This is a genomic window from Mycobacterium sp. DHQP2018-32-09, from assembly GCF_058148405.1.
The window spans coordinates 1-20,483 of the sequence record NZ_JBYVYK010000012.1 but is presented as its reverse complement, the minus strand read 5'-3'; the positions used below and the strand labels follow the sequence as shown (position 1 = coordinate 20,483).

At 71.3% G+C, this 20,483-nt stretch carries 19 protein-coding genes; 10 read left to right on the top strand and 9 right to left on the bottom strand.

Going from position 1 to position 20,483, the window contains the following annotated elements:
• The first annotated feature begins 104 nt into the window (after positions 1-104).
• Positions 105-344: a hypothetical protein gene (locus AC30CM_RS08135; RefSeq protein ID WP_490116340.1), complete on the top strand. Its 240-nt coding sequence runs from the start codon at positions 105-107 to the stop codon at positions 342-344.
• Here AC30CM_RS08135 and AC30CM_RS08130 read toward each other — a convergent pair.
• The 7 genes from AC30CM_RS08130 to AC30CM_RS08100 form a co-directional block, all read right to left on the bottom strand.
• A complete protein-coding gene (locus AC30CM_RS08130) occupies positions 289-771 on the bottom strand; it encodes a DUF456 domain-containing protein (RefSeq protein WP_490116339.1) in 483 nt (160 codons plus the stop codon). The genes AC30CM_RS08135 and AC30CM_RS08130 overlap by 56 nt on opposite strands.
• On the bottom strand, positions 753-1,481 hold the full coding sequence (locus AC30CM_RS08125; RefSeq protein ID WP_490116338.1) for a haloacid dehalogenase type II: 729 nt from the start codon (positions 1,479-1,481) through the stop codon (positions 753-755). The genes AC30CM_RS08130 and AC30CM_RS08125 overlap by 19 nt, the downstream gene beginning before the upstream one ends.
• Positions 1,481-2,455, bottom strand: a complete 975-nt coding sequence (locus tag AC30CM_RS08120; RefSeq protein ID WP_490116337.1) for an NADPH:quinone oxidoreductase family protein — start codon at positions 2,453-2,455, stop codon at positions 1,481-1,483. The genes AC30CM_RS08125 and AC30CM_RS08120 overlap by 1 nt, the downstream gene beginning before the upstream one ends.
• Positions 2,455-3,318, bottom strand: coding sequence for an SDR family oxidoreductase (locus AC30CM_RS08115; RefSeq protein ID WP_490116336.1), 864 nt, complete (start codon positions 3,316-3,318; stop codon positions 2,455-2,457). Before AC30CM_RS08115 ends, AC30CM_RS08120 begins: the two co-directional genes overlap by 1 nt.
• Before the next feature lie 28 nt (positions 3,319-3,346).
• Positions 3,347-4,744, bottom strand: a complete 1,398-nt coding sequence (locus AC30CM_RS08110; RefSeq protein WP_490116335.1) for an aldehyde dehydrogenase family protein — start codon at positions 4,742-4,744, stop codon at positions 3,347-3,349.
• A gap of 49 nt (positions 4,745-4,793) precedes the next feature.
• Positions 4,794-5,753 (bottom strand): class I SAM-dependent methyltransferase, encoded by a 960-nt coding sequence (locus AC30CM_RS08105; RefSeq protein ID WP_490116334.1) that lies wholly within the window; start codon positions 5,751-5,753, stop codon positions 4,794-4,796.
• 146 nt (positions 5,754-5,899) lie between these two features.
• The gene (locus tag AC30CM_RS08100; protein ID WP_490116333.1) at positions 5,900-6,535 is read right to left on the bottom strand and encodes a TetR/AcrR family transcriptional regulator; all 636 of its coding nucleotides are present in this window, start codon (positions 6,533-6,535) and stop codon (positions 5,900-5,902) included.
• A gap of 201 nt (positions 6,536-6,736) precedes the next feature.
• Here AC30CM_RS08100 and AC30CM_RS08095 point away from each other — a divergent pair, with 201 nt between their 5' ends.
• Positions 6,737-7,303 carry a TetR/AcrR family transcriptional regulator gene (locus tag AC30CM_RS08095; protein ID WP_490116332.1) on the top strand — a complete coding sequence of 189 codons (567 nt, stop codon included), beginning with the start codon at positions 6,737-6,739 and terminating at the stop codon, positions 7,301-7,303.
• A 24-nt stretch (positions 7,304-7,327) separates the two neighbouring features.
• Complete coding sequence (locus AC30CM_RS08090) at positions 7,328-9,472, top strand: FUSC family protein (protein WP_490116331.1); 2,145 nt, start codon at positions 7,328-7,330, stop codon at positions 9,470-9,472.
• Here the strand turns inward: AC30CM_RS08090 and AC30CM_RS08085 are convergent.
• Positions 9,469-10,440, bottom strand: coding sequence for a pirin family protein (locus AC30CM_RS08085; RefSeq protein WP_490116330.1), 972 nt, complete (start codon positions 10,438-10,440; stop codon positions 9,469-9,471). The genes AC30CM_RS08090 and AC30CM_RS08085 overlap by 4 nt on opposite strands.
• A gap of 81 nt (positions 10,441-10,521) precedes the next feature.
• Entirely contained in the window at positions 10,522-12,222 is a 1,701-nt protein-coding gene (locus AC30CM_RS08080; protein WP_490116329.1) for a putative PEP-binding protein, read from the bottom strand.
• A 144-nt stretch (positions 12,223-12,366) separates the two neighbouring features.
• Between AC30CM_RS08080 and AC30CM_RS08075 the strand changes: the two genes are divergently transcribed.
• The 7 genes from AC30CM_RS08075 to AC30CM_RS08045 form a co-directional block, all read left to right on the top strand.
• A complete protein-coding gene (locus tag AC30CM_RS08075) occupies positions 12,367-13,146 on the top strand; it encodes a DeoR/GlpR family DNA-binding transcription regulator (RefSeq protein ID WP_490116328.1) in 780 nt (259 codons plus the stop codon).
• The gene (locus AC30CM_RS08070; protein WP_490116327.1) at positions 13,143-14,120 is read left to right on the top strand and encodes a 1-phosphofructokinase family hexose kinase; all 978 of its coding nucleotides are present in this window, start codon (positions 13,143-13,145) and stop codon (positions 14,118-14,120) included. The genes AC30CM_RS08075 and AC30CM_RS08070 overlap by 4 nt, the downstream gene beginning before the upstream one ends.
• A 43-nt stretch (positions 14,121-14,163) precedes the next feature.
• A complete protein-coding gene (locus AC30CM_RS08065; protein WP_490116326.1) occupies positions 14,164-16,197 on the top strand; it encodes a PTS fructose transporter subunit IIABC in 2,034 nt (677 codons plus the stop codon).
• A gap of 67 nt (positions 16,198-16,264) precedes the next feature.
• Complete coding sequence (locus AC30CM_RS08060; RefSeq protein WP_490116325.1) at positions 16,265-16,522, top strand: HPr family phosphocarrier protein; 258 nt, start codon at positions 16,265-16,267, stop codon at positions 16,520-16,522.
• A gap of 198 nt (positions 16,523-16,720) precedes the next feature.
• Positions 16,721-18,070, top strand: a complete 1,350-nt coding sequence (mycP, locus tag AC30CM_RS08055) for a type VII secretion-associated serine protease mycosin (protein ID WP_490116324.1) — start codon at positions 16,721-16,723, stop codon at positions 18,068-18,070.
• A complete protein-coding gene (gene eccE / locus AC30CM_RS08050) occupies positions 18,067-19,464 on the top strand; it encodes a type VII secretion protein EccE (protein ID WP_490116323.1) in 1,398 nt (465 codons plus the stop codon). Before mycP ends, eccE begins: the two co-directional genes overlap by 4 nt.
• Before the next feature lie 28 nt (positions 19,465-19,492).
• On the top strand, positions 19,493-20,483 hold a 991-nt coding region (locus tag AC30CM_RS08045), incomplete at its 3' end, for a PPE domain-containing protein (RefSeq protein WP_490116322.1).

The window sequence follows — 20,483 nt, the reverse complement described above, 5'->3', positions numbered from 1 at the left end:
TGCCGCGTCGGGCTAGCAGAGCCCGTCAACCTCGTGGGTATCAGAAACCTCACCTCCATCCCGCAGCGCGCCATCGTTGTCGGTGCCCTCTGTCACCGTGACGCATGGCCGAACCCGACGAATCCCTGCTGCTGCGCGGCATCGAACTGCGCTACGCGCTGAGTTACTTCTTGGCCCAGCACGGGCCCTGCACGATCGCCGCGCTGATCGCGGGCCTCGAACACCAAGGGTTCGCGCTCGGGGAGGCGGCGCGCCCCGACCGCCCGGCACGGCACCCGTCCCACGCGGTCAGCCGACGAGCACACCCACGACCCACACCGCGGCGGCCAGCAGCGCACCGGTGAGTTCGACGCCCACCGACAGCGCGACGCCCTTGAGCGCGTGCACCGTCGACGCCCACGCCCGCCGTTGGTCGCGGCGCTTCGCCAGTTCGGCGAGGTAGATGCCCAGGACGAAACCCACCGGCAGCCCCAGCACGGGGATCACGAAGAAGCCGACGATGCCCAGCACCGCACCGGCGGCCAGGCTCCCCGTCGACACCTGCGCGCGACGCATCCGCTGCACGGGCCAGAGGTACTTCACCAGCAGCGTGGCGGCCAACAGCACGGTCACCACGCCGAACGTCACCCACCCGGACACGGTCTGCTCGACGAACGCCCACACCGCGACCGCCGCCCACACCAGCAGCGTTCCGGGGAGCAGGGGCACGATCACCCCGACGATGCCCACCGCGATGGTCATCGCGACCAGGATCAGTCCGCCGGTACCCACGTCTCGAGCCTACGGGCCAGGTCCACGAAGTCATCTGCCACGACGTCGAACTCGCCCGGCTCGAACCTCGGCGGCCGCCCCTCGGGGCCGTGTTCCAGCGGCCGCACCACGTACGCCGTGCGCAGGCCCGCCGAGCGCGCCGCCCGCAGATCCGACGGGTGGGCGGCCACCAGCATCAGCTCACCCGGCGCCACGTCGAGCAGCCCCGCGCACCCGAGGTACGCCTCGGGATCGGGCTTGTAGTGCCGGAAAAGTTCGGCCGAGATCACGCAGTCCCACGGCAGGCCGGCGTGCTTGGCCATGTTGGTCAGCAGCGACACGTTGCCGTTCGACAGCGTCGTGATGACGTACCGCGCCTTGAGCCGCGTCAACCCGGCCACCGCGTCCGGCCACGGCCGCAGCCGATGCCACGCCCGGTTCAACTCCGCGACGTCGTGCTCGGGGATCCCGCGCACGTCGGCCGCGGCCAGCAGCTCGTCGAGGAGCTGCCGGTGCAGCACGTCGATCGTGGTCCACGGCAGCTCGCCGCGGCGCACCCGGTCCATCGCCGGGGCGTAGCCGGCCCGCCAGTCGTCGGCGAACCGCGCCCAATCCCGCTGCACGCCATGGGCTTCCCCGAACCGCTGCAATTCGGCGATGATGGTGCCGCGCCAGTCGACGACCGTGCCGAACACGTCGAAGGCCAGCGCGCGCACCACCTCGTGCCCCACTAGGGCTCCAGCACCAGCTTGCCGCGGATCTCGCCGGCCGCCAACGCCTCCAGCGCCGCCCTGCCGTCGGCCAGCGGGTACCGCACCGGCGGCGGGGGCCGCAGGCCCGCGGCGACCAACCCCGCCAACCCGGCGGCGATGCCGGCCTGAGCCTCGGGCTGGGCCCTGACGAACTCGCCGAGACCCACGCCCACCACCGAGACGTTGCGCAGCAGCAGACGATTCACCTTCACCGACGGGATCCCCCCGCCGGAGGCGAAGCCCAGGACCAGCAGCCGTCCCTCCGGGGCCAGCACCCGCACGGCGTCGTCGAACGCCTCACCGCCCACCGGGTCCACCACCACGTCCACGCCCCGGCCGCCGGTCTCGTCGCGCACCGCCCGAGCCCAGCCCTCGGTCAGCGGCAGCACGACGTCGGCGCCCAGCGAGCGCACGTAGTCGTCCGCGCCGGCGCGGTGCACCATCGCGATCACCGTGGCGCCCATGGCCTTCGCGATCTGCACCGCGGCCGTCCCGACGCCACCGGCCGAACCGAGCACCAGCACGGTCTCCCCCGGCTGCAGCGCCCCACGGCGCTGCAGCGCGAAGTACATCGTGAAGTAGTTGCCCAGCAGCGCCGTGGCCGTCGCGTCATCGAGGTCGGCGGGCGTGGGCAGCACCGTCTGCGCGGGCACCACCACCCGCTGCGCCCAGGCACCCAGCATCGACAGCGCCGAAACCCGCTGTCCGGGCATGAAACCCGTGTCCGCCCCGGCCGAGCGCACCACGCCGGCAACCTCGGTTCCCGGGACGAACGGCGGCTCCAGCTTCAGCTGGTACTCCCCCTTGAGCAGCAGCAGGTCGGGGAAGCACACGCCGCATGCGCCGACGTCGATCACCACCGTGCCCGCGGCGGCGGGTTCGGTGGGATCGTCGACGTCGACGTAGTCCAACCCCGCAGGCCCCGTGAGGGACTGCGCGACGAGGGCCTTCACTACTTCAGGTTGAAGGCGGCCGCCTTGGCCGCCGACAGATCGGTGATCTCGCTCCACTTGCCTGCGATGTCGTCGACCGACGGCGGCGCACTGAACGTGACCCCCTCGTTCTGGAACAGCGCGGTGCGCTGCACCTTGCCGCCGCCCACGATGAAGATCGAGTCCGTGTCGGGCACCTCTTCGGTGCACAGGTAGGCCACCACCGGCGCCACGAACTCCGGCGTGAGGTTCTTGAGCACCTCGGGCGGCAGGATGTCCTCGGTCATGCGCGTCGCCGCGATGGGCGCGATCGCGTTGGCCTTGATGTCGTACTTGGCGCCTTCCTGGGCCAGCGTGTTGATCAGGCCGACGAGCCCCAGCTTGGCCGCGCCGTAGTTGGCCTGACCGAAGTTGCCGAACAGACCCGACGTCGACGTGGCGACCACGACGCGGCCGAAGCTCTGCTCGCGGAAGTGCGGCCACGCCGCACGGATGACGTTGTAGCCACCGTAGAGGTGCACCTTGAGCACGGCGTCCCAGTTCTCGAACGTCATCTTGTGGAACGTGCCGTCACGCAGGATGCCTGCGTTGCTCACCACGCCGTCGACCTTGCCGAACTCGTCGATCGCGGTCTTGATGATGTTCTCCGCGCCCTCGGGCTCGGCGACGCTGTCGTAGTTGGCGACGGCGCGGCCACCGGCGTCCTTGATCTCGGTGACCACCTGGTCGGCCATGTTGTGGCCGGCGCCGGTGCCGTCGCGCGAGCCACCGAGGTCGTTGACCACCACGCAGGCGCCCTCACGCGCCAGCGTGAGCGCGTACTCCCGCCCGAGACCTCCCCCGGCTCCCGTGACGACGACGACGCGATCCTGCACTCCGGGCATGAACTTTCCTCTCTGGGTCGGGCGGCGGCTAGAACAGCTTGCGCGCCAGCTTCCACGCCTTATCTGTATACGGCGGGTAGATCATGGCGGTTAAGTCGGGTCGCGTCGGCTTGGTCAGCACCGACTTGCGGTGGCTGAACTCCTCGAAGCCGAACCTGCCGTGGTAGGCCCCCATCCCGGACGGCCCCACGCCGCCGAAGGGCAGCTTGGTGGTGGAGAACTGGAACAGCAGGTGGTTGACCAACATGCCGCCCGCCGACACCTCGCGAATGACCCGTTCGCGCACGCTCTTGGTCTTGGTGAACAGGTAGGCCGCCAGCGGCTTGGGCCGCGAGTTCACGAAATCGATGGCCTCGTCCAGGTTTTGGACGGTGACGATCGGCAGGATGGGGCCGAAGATCTCGTCGCGCATCAGCGGTTCGTCGAGGTCGGGATCCACCACCACGGTCGGCTGGATCTTCAACGCCGCCGCGTCGGTGCCGCCGCCGACGGCCACCTCGCCCTTCGTCGCGGCCAGCGAGGACGCCAGCCGGTCGAAGTGCCGCTCGTTGACGATGCGCTTGCCCGACGGGTCGCCGGCCTCGAATGACTCGACGGCGGAACGGATCTTGGTGACCAGCTGATCGCGGATGGCGACGTCGGCCAGCACGTAGTCCGGTGCGATGCAGATCTGCCCCGAATTGATCAGCTTGGTCCACGCGATGCGCTTGGCGGCCACGTCGACGTCGGCGTCGGCGGCGACGATCACCGGACTCTTGCCGCCCAGTTCCAGGGTGACCGGCGTCAGATGCGTTGCCGCACTTTCGTATACGCGACGACCGATCTCGGTGCCGCCGGTGAAGCACAGCTTGTCGAAGCCCTGGGCGATGAGTTCCTGGCTCACCGCGCCATCCCCCTCGACGACGGCGACGGCGTCCGGGTCCAGGTACCGCGGCACCAACCGTGCCATCAGGGCCGACGACGCGGGCGCCACCTCGGAGGGCTTGAGCAGCACGACGTTGCCCGCTGCCAGCGCGCCGACGGCGGGGCCGAGAGTGAGCGCGAACGGGAAGTTCCAGGCGCCGATCACCAGGACCGCGCCGAACGGTTCGTACTCGACCCAGCCGCGGCCGGGAAGCTGCGCGAACTCCAGCAGCCGATGCTTGCGCTTGGTCCACTTGCCGACGTTCTTGGCCGCGTCGCGCGCCTCGGCCGCGGTGCTGGCGATGTCGGCGAGCCACGACTCGAACGGCTTGCGACCGAGGTCGGCGGCCAACGCGTCGGCGATCTCGGGCTCGTTGTCGGTGATGAGGCGCTCGAGTGCCTGCAGTTGGCGCCGGCGCCAGTCGACGTTGCGGGTACGCCCGCTCGCGAACGTGGCACGCAGCCGTGCGACCACGCTCGGGATGTCGGCGACGGACGTGGGGGCGACGGATTCGGTCGTCATGGGGTCACCCTAACCAACCAGCTGGTTGGTGAACACCCCCGTTGGCCTGCTACTGCCGTTCGGCCGTGACGAACTCCGAGAAGGAGTCCTCGTCGACCTCTTCGGTGAGCACCCAGCGGTCCAGCCGACGCATCTCGGCCTCCGACGTGACGGCCGCGGCCACCCAGCCGTGGGCGCCCAGCCAGGTCGCCACGTTGGCGCGATGCGGGTCGTCGTACATCAGATCGGCGACGTCCATGGGCTGCGACAGGTCGGGGCCACCCTCGGCGCGGAACCGCGTCATCAGGGCCTCGAACTTCTCCCGCATGCGGGCGCGACGCTCCTCGGAGTGCTTGCCGACGGTCTCGGCGGCGATCCGGCTGCCCGGTGCACTGAGTTCCGTGACGCGTTCGAACAGCAGATCCTGGGCCTCGGCCGGCAGGTACATCAGCAGCCCCTCGGCCAGCCACGCGGTGGGCCGTGCGGGGTCGAATCCGGCGTCGCGCAGGGCGGCGGGCCAATCCTGCCGCAGATCGACGGGCACCTCGCGGCGCTCCGCCGCCGGGGTGACGCCCTGCTCGGCCAGCGTGGCCGCCTTGTACTCGAGCACCAGGGGCTGGTCGATCTCGTACACGGTGGTGCCGGCCGGCCAGTCGAGCCGGTAGGCGCGGGAATCCAGGCCAGACGCCAGGATCACCACCTGACGGATGCCCGCCGCGGCGGCGGCGCGGTAGTAGTCGTCGAAGAAGTGGGTGCGGACGGCCTGGTAGTTGCCCATGTGCTCGATCACCTGGGCCACCTCGGCGCCGTCGTCACCGGCAGCGGCGACCTTGGCCGTGAAGGCCGGATCGAGCATGTACTCCCACACGCCGGTACCCGCCTTCGCCACCAGGGGCCGGGCGTACGGATCGCGGATCAGCGGCTCGTCGCGTTCGGTCTCGGCGGCGCGGGCCGCGGCCACCATCACGGCGGTCGAGCCGACGCTCGTCGCGATGTCCCAGCTGTCGTCGTGGCTGCGAAGTGAACCCATGGACCGTCCCCGTCCTGTCGGTCGCGGGCGTCCGGCGAGTGTTCGAGAGAGCGCCCGAGAAGCGCCGTCGATGCTACCGAACAAGTTAGCCCCGCTATCCGCCGTGCCATGCGGTGGGGGCCGACGTCACTGTGCCGGCGTTCCGGTTACTCCTCGAGCGTCCACAGCTTGTTCGCCAGGAGCAGTTCCAGCTTCTGCACGATGATGCCGAGTTCGTCGTGTCCGCCGACGTAGCCGGCGTAGAAACCCATGCCCCACATCACCGCGACGAGCAGCTCGACGAGCGTGGGTACGTCGGTGTCGGTCTTGAGTTCGCCCCGCTCGATCGCGTCGGTGACGGCCCACGTGACGAACGCCCGTGACGTCTTCAGCGAGTTGTGCTCGTCACGGCTCAATTCGGGGTGGCGCTGGGACTCCAGGACCGACGTGACCAGGAACGCGGCGGCCGAACGGTCCCGCGAATCCGCCTGCATGGTCGCCGAGAAGAACGCCGACAGCCGCTTCAGGAGCGCGGTCTCGCCCTCGGCCTTCGCCATGGCCGCAGCGACCACCATCTCGTTGGTCTTCTCCACCACCTCGCTGTAGAGCACGCGCTTGTTGGCGAAGTAGTGATTGATCGCCGGCCGGGTCAAATCCGCCCGGATAGCAATCGCCTGGAAAGTCGCGGCATCGTAGCCGAGCTCACTGAACACCTCGCGGGCAGCGCGCACGATGCGGTCCCGGGTCTCGGCCGCCTTCGCTGCTGGCGGACGTCCCGGGCCTCGGGTTGCGGTATACGGCACGGTCAAATTGTGCCACACGTCAAGGCGCACACCGGCGCTAAATGGTTGCGGAACCTTAAGGAAGCCGCACTCAGCAAATTAGGATCAACGAATTCCGCTGCGTTTCGCTGCGCCGATGACGATTCCCTGACCAAAATCGACTTTACGCTTCCGTCAACCACTGTCCGGCGGACCGCGCCGTGGGCCCACTATGGTGCTCCCATGGGGGGACCGATCTCACGGGAGTCATATCTCGAAACGGGCCTGGACGTGCTGTCCGACCTGGGGTACGGCGGGCTGAAGCTCGCCGAGGTGTGCAATCGCCTCGGCGTCACGACCGGCTCGTTCTACCACTACTTCAGTAGCTGGGCGGTCTACTGCCGGGAACTCATCTCGCACTGGTCGCACGTCCGCACCACGAAGGTCCGCACCAAGGTCGCCACCATCGCCGACCCGCGCAGCCGCATCGCCTACGTGTTGCGCGAGGCCGTCACCCTGCCACTCGCCACCGAGGCCGCCATCCGCGTCTGGAGCGCGATCGACCCCGCGGTCGGCCAGATCCAGGCCGAGGTGGACCGGATGCGCTACGACGTGTTGCACGAGGCGGCCGCGGAGATCCTGCGAGACCAGCGCACGGCCCAACGCTTCGCCACCACGGCGCTGTACCTGCTGGTGGGCTGCGAGCAGACGCTGCTCCCGCGGGTGCCCGACGACCTGCAGTGGATCGCCACGCAACTGCTCGACGCGCTCGACTCGGGCAAGTTCGGGACGGTCGCCGACGCCAGCTGAGGTCGTTGTCTACGATCTTCGAACATGCTCACCCCGGCGGACCTCTGGCGCCGGGCCCGGAATCGGCTCTCCGAGCGCGACCCCGAACGCGACGCGCTGCGTCGCGCGGTGCGGGCCGCGATCGTGCTGCCGATCGCCGCCGCCGTGGGATTTGCCATCGGAAGTGGTTCGCAGACACCGATGTTCGCCATCTTCGGCTCCGTCGCGCTGCTCATCACCGTCGACTTCCCCGGCAACCGCAATGCCCGCGGGCTGGCATATGCGGGTCTGGGGTGCAACGGCGCGCTGCTCATCGTGCTGGGATCTCTGGTGGCGCCGCTGCCGTGGGTCGCCGTCGCGACCATGTTCGTGCTGGCGGTGGTCATCACGTTCTCCGGCGTGCTCTCCGAGACCGTCGCCGCCGGACAGCGCTCCACGCTGCTGACGTTCGTGTTGCCCGCGTGCACCCCGCCGGGACCCATCGCCGACCGCCTCCTGGGGTGGGCCATCGCCGCGGCACTCGCGATCCCCGCCGCGCTGTTCCTGCTGCCGCCGCAGCACCACGACGATCTCCGCCGCCACGCCGCCCAGGTGTGCCGCACGCTCGCCGACCGACTCGACGGGCTGGCCGCGGCCGAGGACGTGACCCGAGCCATGAACGCGCTGCGCGCCAACTTCCTGGGCGCCGACTACCGCCCGGTCGCGCTCACGGCAGGCAGCCGCGCGCTGGTGCGCGTGGTCGACGACCTGCAGTGGCTGTCCGACCGCGTCACCGACTCCTCCGGTGACCTGCTGGCCCAGATGCGGGCACCCGTCGTGCGCGTGCTGCGCGACGCCGCCGCGGTGCTCACCACCTCGCCCGCGGCAGGCAGACGTGCCCACCGCACGGACCTCACCGCCGCGCTCGCCGCGCAGCGCGAGATCGCCCAGCGTCGTTACCGCGACGACATCGTCGAGATCCTCGGTGAACCCAGCGACGCCGCGGCCATCGGCGTCGGCCGCACGCTGTTGACGCGGCGCACGATCTCGGCGTGCGTCGGCGCGACGGGCCGCGTCATCGGGCTCGCCGCGGCCGCCGACGCGCGTCCGGTGTGGGCCCGGGTGCTGGGCCGCCGCCTACCGCGGGCCGGTGCCGCCGAACGCGTGCTGTCCGAATCGGAGGCGCTGGCGTATCTGACCACCGGTTTCGTCGCCACGCGGGCGGTCGTGGTGCGCAACAGCCTGCGCACCGGCCTCGGCCTGGCGCTCGCGGTGGCGGTGACGCACGTGTTCCCGGTGCAGCACGGTTTCTGGGTGGTGCTCGGCGCCATGTCGGTGCTGCGCAGCAGCGCACTGACCACCGGGACCCGCGTGGTGCGCGCCGTCGCGGGCACCGTGCTCGGCTTCCTGCTGGGCATCGCGTTCATCGAGCTGCTCGGCGTCGAACCGGTGGTGATGTGGCTGGCGCTGCCCGTCGTGGCCTTCGGCTCGGCCTACGTGCCGGAGGTGGCGTCGTTCGTCGCCGGGCAGGCGATGTTCACCATGATGGTGCTCATCATCTTCAACCTCATCGTGCCCACGGGGTGGAGCGTGGGATTGATCCGCGTGGAGGACGTGGTGGTCGGCGCGCTGGTGGGCATCGTGGTGTCGGTGCTGCTGTGGCCGCGCGGCGCGGGCGCCGCGGTGGCGCGTGCGGTCGACGCGGCCCTGGCCGTCGGCACCGAGTACCTCACGGCGGCCGTGCGGCGCGTCACCCGCGGCGCCTCGGAGGCCGCCAACGACCGCGTCTTCGCGCTCGGGCACGCCGCGATGACCGCATCGCGCACCCTCGACGATGCGGTGCGCCAATACCTCTCGGAGAGTGGGGGTTCCACGGACGGCCGGGCGCCGGTGATCCGGGCCGCCAACCGGGCCATCCGGTTGCGCAACGCTGCCGAGCTCATCGCCGACGTGGTGCCGCCGCCCTTGGCTGCCTACCCGCGAGTCCGCGACATCCTCGAAGCGCACGCCGCGGCGGTGTGCGCGCGGCTGACCACCACCGCCACCCCCGCCCACGCACCGATCAGCGACGACTTCGTGCTGGCATTGCGGGCCGAGGCCGGCGGCGACGCGCTGGCCGTGTCCGCTGCGCTGCCGCTGGTGACCGTGGCCGCGAACCTCGGCGAACTCGAGTTGCTCTACGAGCGCGCCGAGGAGTCGCGCGTCGGTTAGGTGGTGCGGTGGGGGCGCAGCGCATCGGCGGGCACGGTGCCGAAGCGGCCGGCGTTGAAGTCCTCCATGGCCTCGATGATCTCGGACTTCGAGTTCATGACGAACGGCCCGTACTGGAAGACCGGCTCGCGAATCGGCTTGCCGCCCAACAGCAACACCTCGAGCGCGGGGCGGTTGCCGTCCTGGTTCGGCGCGGCCGCGACGCTGATCCGGTCGCCGGGACCGAACACCGCCAGCTGGCCCTGCTCGATGGGGCGGGCGACGGGGCCGACGGTGCCGCGTCCGGACAGCACGTACACCAGCGCGTTGTAGTCGCGGTTCCACGGCACGTTCAGGCGAGCACCGGGTTCGATGGTGGCGTGCGCCAACGTGATCGGCGTGTGCGTCGAGCCGGGGCCGGCGTGGCCGTCGATGTCCCCGGCGATGATGCGGACCAGCGACCCGCCGTCGTCGGACGTGACGAGCCCTACCTGGCGACCCTCGATGGACTGGTAGGCCGGGGTCGCGAACTTGTCGGACTTGGGCAGGTTCACCCACAGCTGGATGCCGTGGAAGAGTCCGCCGCTTTCGACCAGTTCGGCCGGCGGGGTCTCGATGTGCAGCACCCCCGAACCGGCCGTCATCCACTGCGTGGCGCCGTCGGTGATCAAACCGCCGCCGCCGTGCGAGTCCTGATGGGCGAACCGGCCGTCGATGATGTAGGTCACGGTCTCGAAGCCGCGGTGGGGATGCCAGTCGGTGCCGCGCGGCTCCCCGGGCTCGTACTCCACCTCACCCATCTGGTCCATGTGGACGAACGGGTCGAGCGCGGCGGCGCTGACGCCCGCGAACGCGCGGACGACGGGGAAGCCCTCACCTTCGTAACCGCGCGGACCCGTGGTCACCGAGCGCACCGGGCGCTCGGTGTCGGCGGGGGCAGGCGCGCTGACGCGCGGCAGGGTCAGGGTGTCTGCGGTGACGGCGGGCATCGGAACCTCCTCGTGGGAACTGTCCGATAGAACCGGACTGCGGTCCGATTGTATTCCCGACGGGTCGTCCCGGTACCCGTCTCAGCCGAGGGCGTCCAGCGCCGCCGTCCTGGCCTCGGCCGCGCTGGCCATGGCGAGCGCGGCCTCGGCGGCCGCGCGGCACTGCGCCACAGTGACGGTCGCCAGCTTGGCGCCGACGGCCGAGATCGCGGCGGCCGCCGCCGACAGCGACGTGATGCCCAATCCCACCAGCACGCCCGCCAGCACCGGGTCCGCCGCGGCCTCGCCGCACACCCCGACGGGCTTGCCCACCGCCACACCGGCACGCGCGGCCATCGCGACGAGCGCCAGCACCGCCGGCTGCCAGGGATCGGTGAGCGTCGCCAGGTTCGCCGACATGCGATCGGCGGCCATCGTGTACTGCGTCAGGTCGTTGGTGCCGATCGACAGGAAGTCGACGTGCTCCAGGATGCGATCGGCCAGCAACGCGGCCGCGGGCACCTCGATCATCACGCCCGGGGTCAACCCGAGCGCCCTGGCCTGCGTGGCGAAGGCCTTCGCCTCGGCGGCCGTGGCGATCATCGGCGCCATCACCCACGGCGAGCTGCCCGTCGCGCGCGCGGCGGCGGCGATGCCCTCGAGCTGCCTGGTCAGGATGCCCGGGTTCGCGTCGGCGATGCGGATGCCCCGTACGCCCAGCGCGGGGTTGGCCTCGTCGGCGTGACCCGCGAACTTCAGCGGCTTGTCCGAGCCCGCGTCGAGCGTGCGCACCACCACCTTGGCACCGGCCTTCGCCCCTCCGAACGCCGTCAGCACCTCGCCGTAGATCTGCGCCTGCTCGGCGACGGTGGGCTCGACGTCACGGTTGAGGAAGCACAGCTCGGTGCGGAACAGCCCGACACCCTCCGCGGGAGTCTCGGCGGCCGCGCGGGCGGCGGCGCCGTCCTGGACGTTGGCGAGGATGGCGACGGGGTGGCCGTCGGCCGTGGCCCCCGGACCCTGCCACGCCCGGGCGGCCGCCACGTCGCGCTGCGCGGCGGCCACGGCCTCGGCGGCGACGGTCGCGTCCGGCCCCACGGTGACGGTGCCGAGCGTGCCGTCGACCAGGATCATGGTGCCCGCCGGGACGTCGTCCAAGCCGTCGACCGCCACCACGCAGGGGATGCCGAGCTGGCGCGCGATGATCGCGGTGTGGCTGGTGGGCCCGCCGAGCGACGTCGCCAACCCCACCACCAGCGAGGCGTCGAGGCCCGCGGTGTCGACGGGGGCCAGATCGTCGGCACACAGGATCGACGGCCGGTCCGGCACCGGCACGCCGGGCTCGGGTTCGCCGTTGAGTTCGGCGATCACGCGGTCGCGGATGTCGCGCAGATCCGTGACGCGCTCGGCCATCATGTCGCCGGCCTTCGCCAGCATGGCCGCCACCTTGTCGATGGCCGCGCCGACGGCCCACGGAGCCGGGGTGCCCGCGGTGACGCGCTTCTGGGCGTCGGCCAACCAGGCGCGATCCTGCGCGAGCGTGGCCGTGGTCGCGAGCACCTCGGAGGCCACGCCGGTCGCATGCGCGGCGCGGGACCGCAGCCGCTCGGCCACGGCGGCCGTCGCGGCCAGCAGGCGCGCGGCCTCGTCGGGTCGCGCGTCGTCGGGGAGTTCGGGGACGGCGGAGTCGTCGAGGCGGGGACGCGCTCCGGGGCGGACGACGGGTGCGTACTGCACCCCACCGACCGCGGGTACGCCGCGGAGGACCGTGGCATGTGACCGAGCTGCGGTTGTCGATGTCATGTGACCAGGATTACAAGAATCCATTGACAAGTCAACACAGTCAGGCGTAAAACAACATACATCAACACTTCAAGTGCACATTTCCCACATGGCACGTCACGCTCACACGACAGACCACCCTCACGACCACACGAACGGGGCCGCATGTACGCCGAGGAACGCCAACAGGCGATCGCCGAACTGGTGATCAGCCGAGGACGTGCGTCGGTCACCGAGCTGGCCCGCGAATACGACGTCACCACCGAGACCGTCCGCCGCGACCTCGCAGCCCTCGACAAGGCCGGCGTCGTGCGCCGCGTCCACGGCGGCGCCGTCCCCGTCCGGGCACTGCACCTCGTCGAACCCGGCGTCGGCGAACGCGACGTCACCCGCGCCGATCACAAGGACGCCATCGCCGCGGCCGCCGCCGAGTTCTTCCCCCTCGCCGGCGCCACCGTACTGCTCGACGCCGGCACGACCACCGCCCGCATCGCCGCTCACGTACCCACCGACCGCAACCTGGTCGTGGTCACCAACTCGGTGCCCGTCGCCGCGCGGCTCGCCCCGCTGCCCTCGGTCTCCCTGCACCTGCTCGGCGGCCGCGTCCGCGGCATCACCCAGGCCGCAGTCGGCGAACAACCCCTGCGCGCCCTCGACGAGATGCGCGTCGACGTCGCCTTCATCGGCACCAACGCCATCAGCGTCCGCCACGGCCTGTCCACGCCCGACGGCGAGGAAGCCGCCGTCAAGCGCGCGATGGTCCGCTGCGCCAACTACGTCGTCGTCGCCGCCGACTCGAGCAAGGTGGGCCGCGAGGAATTCGTCAGCTTCGCCCCGCTGTCCGCCGTCGACACCCTGCTCACCGATGCCGAGATCACCGAATCCGACCGCGCGCAGCTCGAAGGGCACGGCGTCGAGGTCGTCACCGCGGAGGCCCGTCCATGATCGTCACCGTCACCCCCAACCCCAGCATCGACCGCACGGTCACGCTCGACACCCCGCTGACCCGCGGTGCCGTACAACGCGTCACGACCTCCACCTCCGAACCGGGCGGCAAGGGCGTCAACGTCGCCCGCGCACTCACCCTCGCCGGCGTCGACGCCGTCGGCCTGCTGCCTGCGGCCGACACCGATCCGCTGGTGTCGGCGCTGCGCGCCACCGGCGTCGCCTTCCGGTGCGTCCCCGTCACCACGCCGGTGCGCACCAACGTCGCCATCACCGAAGCCGACGGCACCACCACCAAGCTCAACGAGCGCGGCGCACCCCTGGACGCCGCGACCCGCGACGCCCTCACCCGCGCCGTCCTCGACGCCGCGGCCGGCGCCGCGTGGATGGTGCTGTCCGGATCCCTGCCGCCGGGACTGCCCGACGACTGGTACGCCGAGATCGCCACCCGATTGGCGTCGTCACCGTGCAAGGTCGCCGTCGACACCTCCGACCGGCCGCTCGCCGCCCTGGCCGCGAACTTCGCCACCGCCACCCCCGACGTCATCAAACCCAACGCCGACGAGCTCGCCGGCCTCGTCGGAGCATCCGGCGCCGAGCTGGAGAGCGCCGCCGCCGCAGGCGACGCCGAACCCGTGGTCGCCGCCGCCCAGCAGGTCCTGCACCGCGGCGCCAAGAGCGTGCTGGTGACGCTGGGTGCCGCCGGGGCGGTCCTCGTCGACCGCACCGGGAGTTGGCTCGCCACACCGCCTCCCATCACCCCCCGCAGCACCGTCGGCGCCGGGGACAGCGCCCTGGCCGGCTACCTGCGCGCAGAGGTCGGCGGCGCCGCACCACCGCAGCGCCTGCAGATGGCCGTGGCCTACGGCAGCGCGGCCGCGGCACTGCCGGGATCCGCACTCCCCGGCCCCGCCCAGATCCACCTGGACGCCGTCCGGGTCTATCCCCTCGTGCCCGCGCCCACCCGCTCCTGACCCACCCCGACCCCGCATCGCCCTCCGAGAAGGAAGCAGCCTCATGTCCATCATCACCACCGACCTGGTCGCCCTCGATGTCGACGCCGGAGGCGTCAATTCAGCAGGCGACGCCGGCACCGAGAAGGAGGCCGTGATCCGACTGCTCGCCGGTCGCCTCGCCGACGCCGGCCGCGCCACCGACCGCGACGGCCTCATCGCCGCGGCCATGGCCCGCGAAGCGCAGTCCGCCACCGGCCTTCCCGGCGGCATCGCCATCCCACACTGCCGCTCGCCGCACGTCGAGCAGGCGACCATCGGCTTCGCCCGCCTCTCTCCCAAGGTGGACTTCGGCGCGCCCGACGGCCCGGCCGATCTCGCCTTCCTCATCGCCGCACCGGAATCCGGTGGCGCCGAACACATGAAGCTGCTGTCGAGCCTCGCGCGGGCCCTGGTGCGCAAGGAGTTCGTCGCCGCCCTGCGCGCCGCCACCTCGGCCGCCGAGATCGTCGACCTCGTCGACGGCGTCGTGAACCCCGCCCCGGCCGCGGCCCCTGCGCCGACCGCCCAGCCCGCCGCCTCCGAGAAGACGCGCACCCTGGTCGCGATCACGGCCTGCCCCACCGGCATCGCGCACACCTACATGGCGGCCGACTCCCTCGTCGCCGCGGCCAAGGACGCCGGCGTCACCCTGCACGTCGAGACCCAGGGCTCCTCGGGCAGCACCCCGCTGGCCCCCGAGGTCATCGCGGCCGCCGACGCCGTCATCTTCGCCACCGACGTCGGCGTCAAGGACCGCTCACGGTTCGCGGGCAAACCCGTCATCGCCTCCGGCGTCAAGCGGGCCATCAACGAACCCGCCAAGATGATCGCCGAAGCCCTCAGCGCCGCAACCAATCCCAACGCCGCCCGCGTCGAAGGCGGCACCGATGCACCCGCTGCCGCCGCCGCACCGGCGGGTGGCGTGGGCTGGGGCACCCGCACCCGGCAGATCCTGCTGACCGGCGTCAGCTACATGATCCCGTTCGTCGCCGCCGGCGGCCTGCTCATCGCGCTGGGCTTCCTGTTCGCCGGATACGAGATCGCGAACACCCCCGACGGCGAGACCAAGTCCCTCGGCAACCTCATCGCCCTCAACAACTCCATCACCGACCTACCGCCCGGCGGCCTGATGCAGTACATCGGCGCCATCCTGTTCAGCCTCGGCGGACTCGCCTTCGGCTTCCTGGTCCCCGCGCTCGCCGGCTACATCGCGTTCGCCATCGCCGATCGCCCCGGCATCGCCCCCGGCTTCACCGCAGGCGCCGTCGCGGGCTTCGTCGGCGCCGGGTTCATCGGCGGCATCGTCGGCGGTCTCATCGCCGGCTTCGCCGCGCTGTGGATCAGTCGCATCACCGTGCCACGCTGGGCCAAGGGCCTGATGCCCGTCGTGGTGATCCCACTGTTCGCCTCGCTCGCCGTGGGCCTGTTCCTGTTCATCCTGCTCGGCCGGCCACTGGCGTGGGTCAACACCAGCCTCACCGACTGGCTCAGCGGCCTGTCCGGCACCTCCGCGGTGCTGCTCGGCGTCATCCTCGGCCTGATGATGTGCTTCGACCTCGGCGGCCCCGTGAACAAGGCGGCCTACGCCTTCGCCACCGCCGGACTCACCGCCGCCACCACCGCGTCGTTCTCGATCATGGCCGCGGTGATGGCCGCCGGCATGGTGCCGCCGCTGGCCATGGCGCTGGCAACGGTGCTGCGGCCCAAGCTGTTCAGCGAACCCGAGCGCGAGAATGGCAGGCCCGCATGGCTTCTGGGTGCGTCGTTCATCACCGAAGGCGCCATCCCCTTCGCCGCGGCCGACCCGCTGCGCGTCATCCCCTCGATGATGTTCGGCGGCGCCATCACCGGGGCGCTGTGCATGGCCACCGGCGTCACCTCACGCGCCCCGCACGGCGGCATCTTCGTCCTGTTCGCGATCGACAACAAGCTGTGGTTCGTCGTCGCGATCGCCGTCGGCACCGCCGCCAGCGCCGCCGCCGTCATCGTCGCCAAGCAGTTCGCCCGCAAGACCACCGCCGCACCCGCGACGGTCACCGAGCTCGCCACCGCCTGAGACGGTCCCTCCTCGTACCGTCGGCTCCACCCGAACCCACCCACCGCAACCAACCCAGGAGAAACCCATGCCCAGCAAGACCGTGATCGTCGGATCCGCCATCGGCCTGCACGCCCGTCCCGCCGCGATCATCGCCGAGGCCGTCGCCAACTCCGGCGCCGAGGTCACCCTCTCGCTCGACGGCGGCGAACCCGTCGACGCCGGCTCGGCGCTGATGATCATGACCCTCGGCGCCGGCAACGGCGCGCAGGTGACCGTTGCCTCGGACGACGAGACCGCGTTGGCCACCGTCGTCGACCTGGTGCGTCAAGACCTCGACGCCTGAGCCCGCGCAAACCCGCGTGGCCTGCGTCGCAGCCCGTCAGAAAGCGGAACGGACCCCACATGCACACCATTAAGCTTGCGGAGTGCATTACGTGCGGGGGCGTGACGTCAAGCAATCGGGCGTCGAATCATGGGAAGCTCGTTTGCTGCAGGCGACGCAGCACAATCCGGGCCGGCCGCGGTCAGCGGGGGGTGACGCGTGCTTCGTCGCCTAGCGGTGATCCTCGCGGTGCTCGGCCTCGCGGTGCTCACCGCACCCCCGGCGGTGGCCATCGAACCCCCGGTCATCGACCGGGCGGCACTGCCACCTGACGAAACGGGACCCGACCAGCCCACCGAGCAACGCCGCGAGTGCTCCGGTCCCATGGTGTTCCCGAACTCGAACTTCGTCGACAAGCCGTGGGCCAGCACCTACCTGCGGATCGCCGACGCGCAGAAGTTCGCAACGGGCGCGGGCGTAACCGTCGCGGTGATCGACACCGGCGTCAACGGTTCCCGCCGGGTGCCCGCCGAACCCGGCGGCGACTTCGTGGACCAGGCGGGCAACGGCATGTCCGACTGTGACGCGCACGGCACGCTCACGGCGGCGATCATCGCGGGCAAGGGGTCGCCGACCGACGGCTTCATCGGCGTCGCACCCGACGCGCGCATCCTGTCGCTGCGGCAGACCTCCGACAACTTCCAACCGGTCGGTGCCCGCACCGACCCCAACGATCCCAACACCACCCAGACGGCCGGCTCCCTGCGCAGCCTCGCCCGCGCCATCCTGCACGCCGCCAACATGGGCGCCCAGGTCATCAACATCAGCGAGGCCGCCTGCTACAAGGTGACCCGCCGCATCGACGAGCGCGCCCTCGGCGCCGCCATCGAGTACGCCGTCAACGTCAAGGGGGCGGTGATCGTCGTGGCCGCAGGCAACACCGGCGGCGACTGCACGCAGAACCCGCCACCCAACCCGGCCCTGCCCGCCGATCCCCGCGGATGGCAGGGCGTGCAGACCATCGTGTCCCCGGCCTGGTACTCGCCGCTGGTCCTCACCGTCGGCGGCATCGGCGAGAACGGTCAGCCGTCGACGTTCTCCATGTCGGGCCCCTGGGTCGGCGCGGCCGCACCCGCCGAGAACATCACGGCCCTCGGGTACGACGGCAACCCCGTCAACGCCCTCGCCGGCCAGGACGGCCTGATTCCCATCAACGGCACGTCGTTCGCGGCGGCCTTCGTGTCGGGGCTGGCCGCCATGGTCAAACAGCGCTTCCCCGATCTCACGCCGGCCCAGATCATGAACCGGATCACCGCCACCTCGCGGCACCCAGGCGGCGGCGTCGACAACTACGTCGGCGCCGGCGTCATCGACCCCGTCGCGGCGCTGACCTGGGACGTGCCCGCCGGACCGGACACCGTGCCCTACCAGGTCAAGGAGATCCCCCCGCCGGTGTACGTGCCGCCGCCCGACCGTGGACCCATCACCATGGTCGTCGTCGTGGGCGCCGGACTGGCGGCCGCACTGGGCATCGGTGCCATGGCCCGCCGCGCGCTGAGGCGCCGATGAGGCAGTTCCTGTCGCAGTTCGGCTTTCGCGCCACCACCGGCCACCTGCTGTGGGCAGCGGTGCTCATCCCCGCCGCCATCCTGGTGTTCGCCGCCCTCGATCTGCTGTGGGTGGGCATCACGGTGGCGGTCATCGTCGCGGTCGCCGCCGTGCTGACGGTGCGCGGCCGCCGCTTCTCCGGCTGGATCGCCGCGATATTCGCTTGGCGCAGAAGGCATGCCGTGGCACCCGCGCCACCGTCGGAGCCCGCCGTGGGCGCCACGGTCATGCCGGGAGACCACGTCGCGGTGCGCTGGGAGGGCGATCACCTGGTGTCGGTGATCGAGTTGGTGCCGCGCCCGTTCACCCCCACCGTGATCGTGGGCGGCGAGGCCTTCACCGACGACGTCGTCGACACCAAGCTCGTCGAGGACCTGATCAGCGCCCACTGCCCCGACCTCGAGGCCGACATCGTCTCGGCGGGCCACCGCGTCGGCCGCACCGCCCCGGCCACCCTGGTCGCGCTGTACGAGCAGGTGGTGGGGCCCTACCCGGCGCCGGCGAACCGACGCACGTGGATCGTGTTGCGCGCCTTGCCCGAGACGACGCGGCGCTCGGCCCTGCGACGCGAGGCCGGTGTCGCCGGGCTGGCCCGCTACCTGGTGTCGTCGACCACTCGCATCGCCGACCACCTGGCCAGCAATGGCGTCGACGCGCGGTGCAGTCGCAGCTTCGACGACTTCGACAAGGCCACCGAGATCAGCTTCGAACGCGAGAACTGGTCGTTGATCAAGGGCCGCAGCACGTTCACCGCCGCGTACTCCGCACCCGGCGGACCCAACGCGTGGTGGTCGGCCCGCGCCGACCACACGCTCACCCGCGTGCGGGTACGTCCTGGCGCCGCCCCCACGGCGACCGTGCTCCTGACCACGCTGGCCAATCCGACCACCCCGCGCGGATTCTCCTGCCTGTTCGGGGGCCAGCGCGCGGCACTTCTCGGCCAGAGTCCGGTCACCGATCGGCACCACGAACTACCCATCGGGTCGGCGGGGGTGCTCATCGGCGAGACCGCCGACCGCTACCCGGTGTACATGCCGTTCGACGACGTCGACGTCAGCATCAACCTGGGCGACGCGCACCTGTTCACGCAGTTCGTCATCCGGGCGGCCGCGGCAGGTGCACTCGTCACGCTGGGCGCCCAGTTCAGCGAGTTCGCGGGCTTCATCGGCGCCCGCGTCGGCCGCACCCCGAAGGTGGCCTGGCCCAAGGCCACCACCTATCTGGGACCGCACACCGGCGTGGGCCGAGTGGTGTTGCGGCCCAACTTCATCGACACCCCGCGACACCGTCAGCTACCCATCCGGCTGATCAATCCGCGCGAGGAGAGTCGCTACCAGATGGTCTTGGAACAATGACGCACGGGGCGAAGGAGTAGGAGGAGTCATGGCGGGGGAAGTGAAGGTCGATCCAGCGGAGCTGGATGCCAAGGCCGCACAGATCAGCGAACCCATGCCCGCGGCGCCGGGTCAACCATTGCCGCCGTGCGCGCTTCAGGTCGCCGTCGACGCCGTCGGCGAGTTGAACAAGTCGGCCGAGATGCTGCGCGGGTTCGCCCACGCCGGGGAGGTGGAGGCCACGCGGCTGGCCGAGGCGTTCCGCTCCGCCGCGCAGGCGTATCGGCAGATCGACGAGCAGGCGGGTGTCGCCCTCGACCGCGGCGAGACCGCACCGTCGATTCCGCCGGTGCAGCCCGCCCCGCCGGCGACGCCGTCGGCAGCGCTGCCGCCGACCCCGAACTACCAGTGCCATGGCGCGCCGGGGGTGATGCTCGAGCAGGCGGCCGCCCAGATCGAGGCGCCCGATCAGGCGGCGTCGCTCGAAGCGTTCAAGAGTTCGTGGACCGCGTACGCGGCAGCGCTGGAAGCCAGGTCGGCCAGTTTCGACAGCGGGGGCATGTCGTGGGACGGAGGTGCCGCCGAGGCCGCGGGGGCCGCGTTGGCACTGCACCGCACCTGGTTGGAGCAGATGGCGTCCGCGGCGCGGGACCTGGCCGGTCAGGCGGGTGACCTCGCCGACGTGCATCGCAGCGCGGCGGCCCAGCATCCGACGTCGAAGGACATCGCCGAGCTCGACCGGCAGATCATGATGTCGACCGACATGAACCAGCGCGTGGGGCTCATGAAGATCCGGCAGAGCTGGCAGGAGAAGTCGGAGAGCATTCTCGGGGACTACGCCGCGCGTTCCTCGGGCAAGCCGCTGGATCCGCCACCGCCGCCGACCGTGCAGGGCGGGCCTCCGGCGTCGGCGGGCGATCGTCAGGGCGCACCCGACGGTCGGTTCAAGAAGACCGCGGAGGGCTCGGGTGAGTCGGGCAGCGGCTCGGGAGGTGGTGGCGGCGGCGCGCCGTCGGGCGCGGGCGCAGGCGGCGCCGGTG

Bases quoted from the DNA above. Each gene is read 5' to 3' on its own strand.
- AC30CM_RS08135 (WP_490116340.1), top strand. From the start codon at position 105: ATGGCCGAACCCGACGAATCCCTGCTGCTGCGCGGCATCGAACTGCGC.
- AC30CM_RS08115 (WP_490116336.1), bottom strand. From the start codon at position 3,318: ATGCCCGGAGTGCAGGATCGCGTCGTCGTCGTCACGGGAGCCGGGGGA.
- AC30CM_RS08110 (WP_490116335.1), bottom strand. From the start codon at position 4,744: ATGACGACCGAATCCGTCGCCCCCACGTCCGTCGCCGACATCCCGAGC.
- AC30CM_RS08105 (WP_490116334.1), bottom strand. From the start codon at position 5,753: ATGGGTTCACTTCGCAGCCACGACGACAGCTGGGACATCGCGACGAGC.
- AC30CM_RS08095 (WP_490116332.1), top strand. From the start codon at position 6,737: ATGGGGGGACCGATCTCACGGGAGTCATATCTCGAAACGGGCCTGGAC.
- AC30CM_RS08090 (WP_490116331.1), top strand. From the start codon at position 7,328: ATGCTCACCCCGGCGGACCTCTGGCGCCGGGCCCGGAATCGGCTCTCC.
- AC30CM_RS08085 (WP_490116330.1), bottom strand. From the start codon at position 10,440: ATGCCCGCCGTCACCGCAGACACCCTGACCCTGCCGCGCGTCAGCGCG.
- AC30CM_RS08080 (WP_490116329.1), bottom strand. From the start codon at position 12,222: ATGACATCGACAACCGCAGCTCGGTCACATGCCACGGTCCTCCGCGGC.
- AC30CM_RS08075 (WP_490116328.1), top strand. From the start codon at position 12,367: ATGTACGCCGAGGAACGCCAACAGGCGATCGCCGAACTGGTGATCAGC.
- AC30CM_RS08070 (WP_490116327.1), top strand. From the start codon at position 13,143: ATGATCGTCACCGTCACCCCCAACCCCAGCATCGACCGCACGGTCACG.
- AC30CM_RS08065 (WP_490116326.1), top strand. From the start codon at position 14,164: ATGTCCATCATCACCACCGACCTGGTCGCCCTCGATGTCGACGCCGGA.
- AC30CM_RS08060 (WP_490116325.1), top strand. From the start codon at position 16,265: ATGCCCAGCAAGACCGTGATCGTCGGATCCGCCATCGGCCTGCACGCC.
- eccE (WP_490116323.1), top strand. From the start codon at position 18,067: ATGAGGCAGTTCCTGTCGCAGTTCGGCTTTCGCGCCACCACCGGCCAC.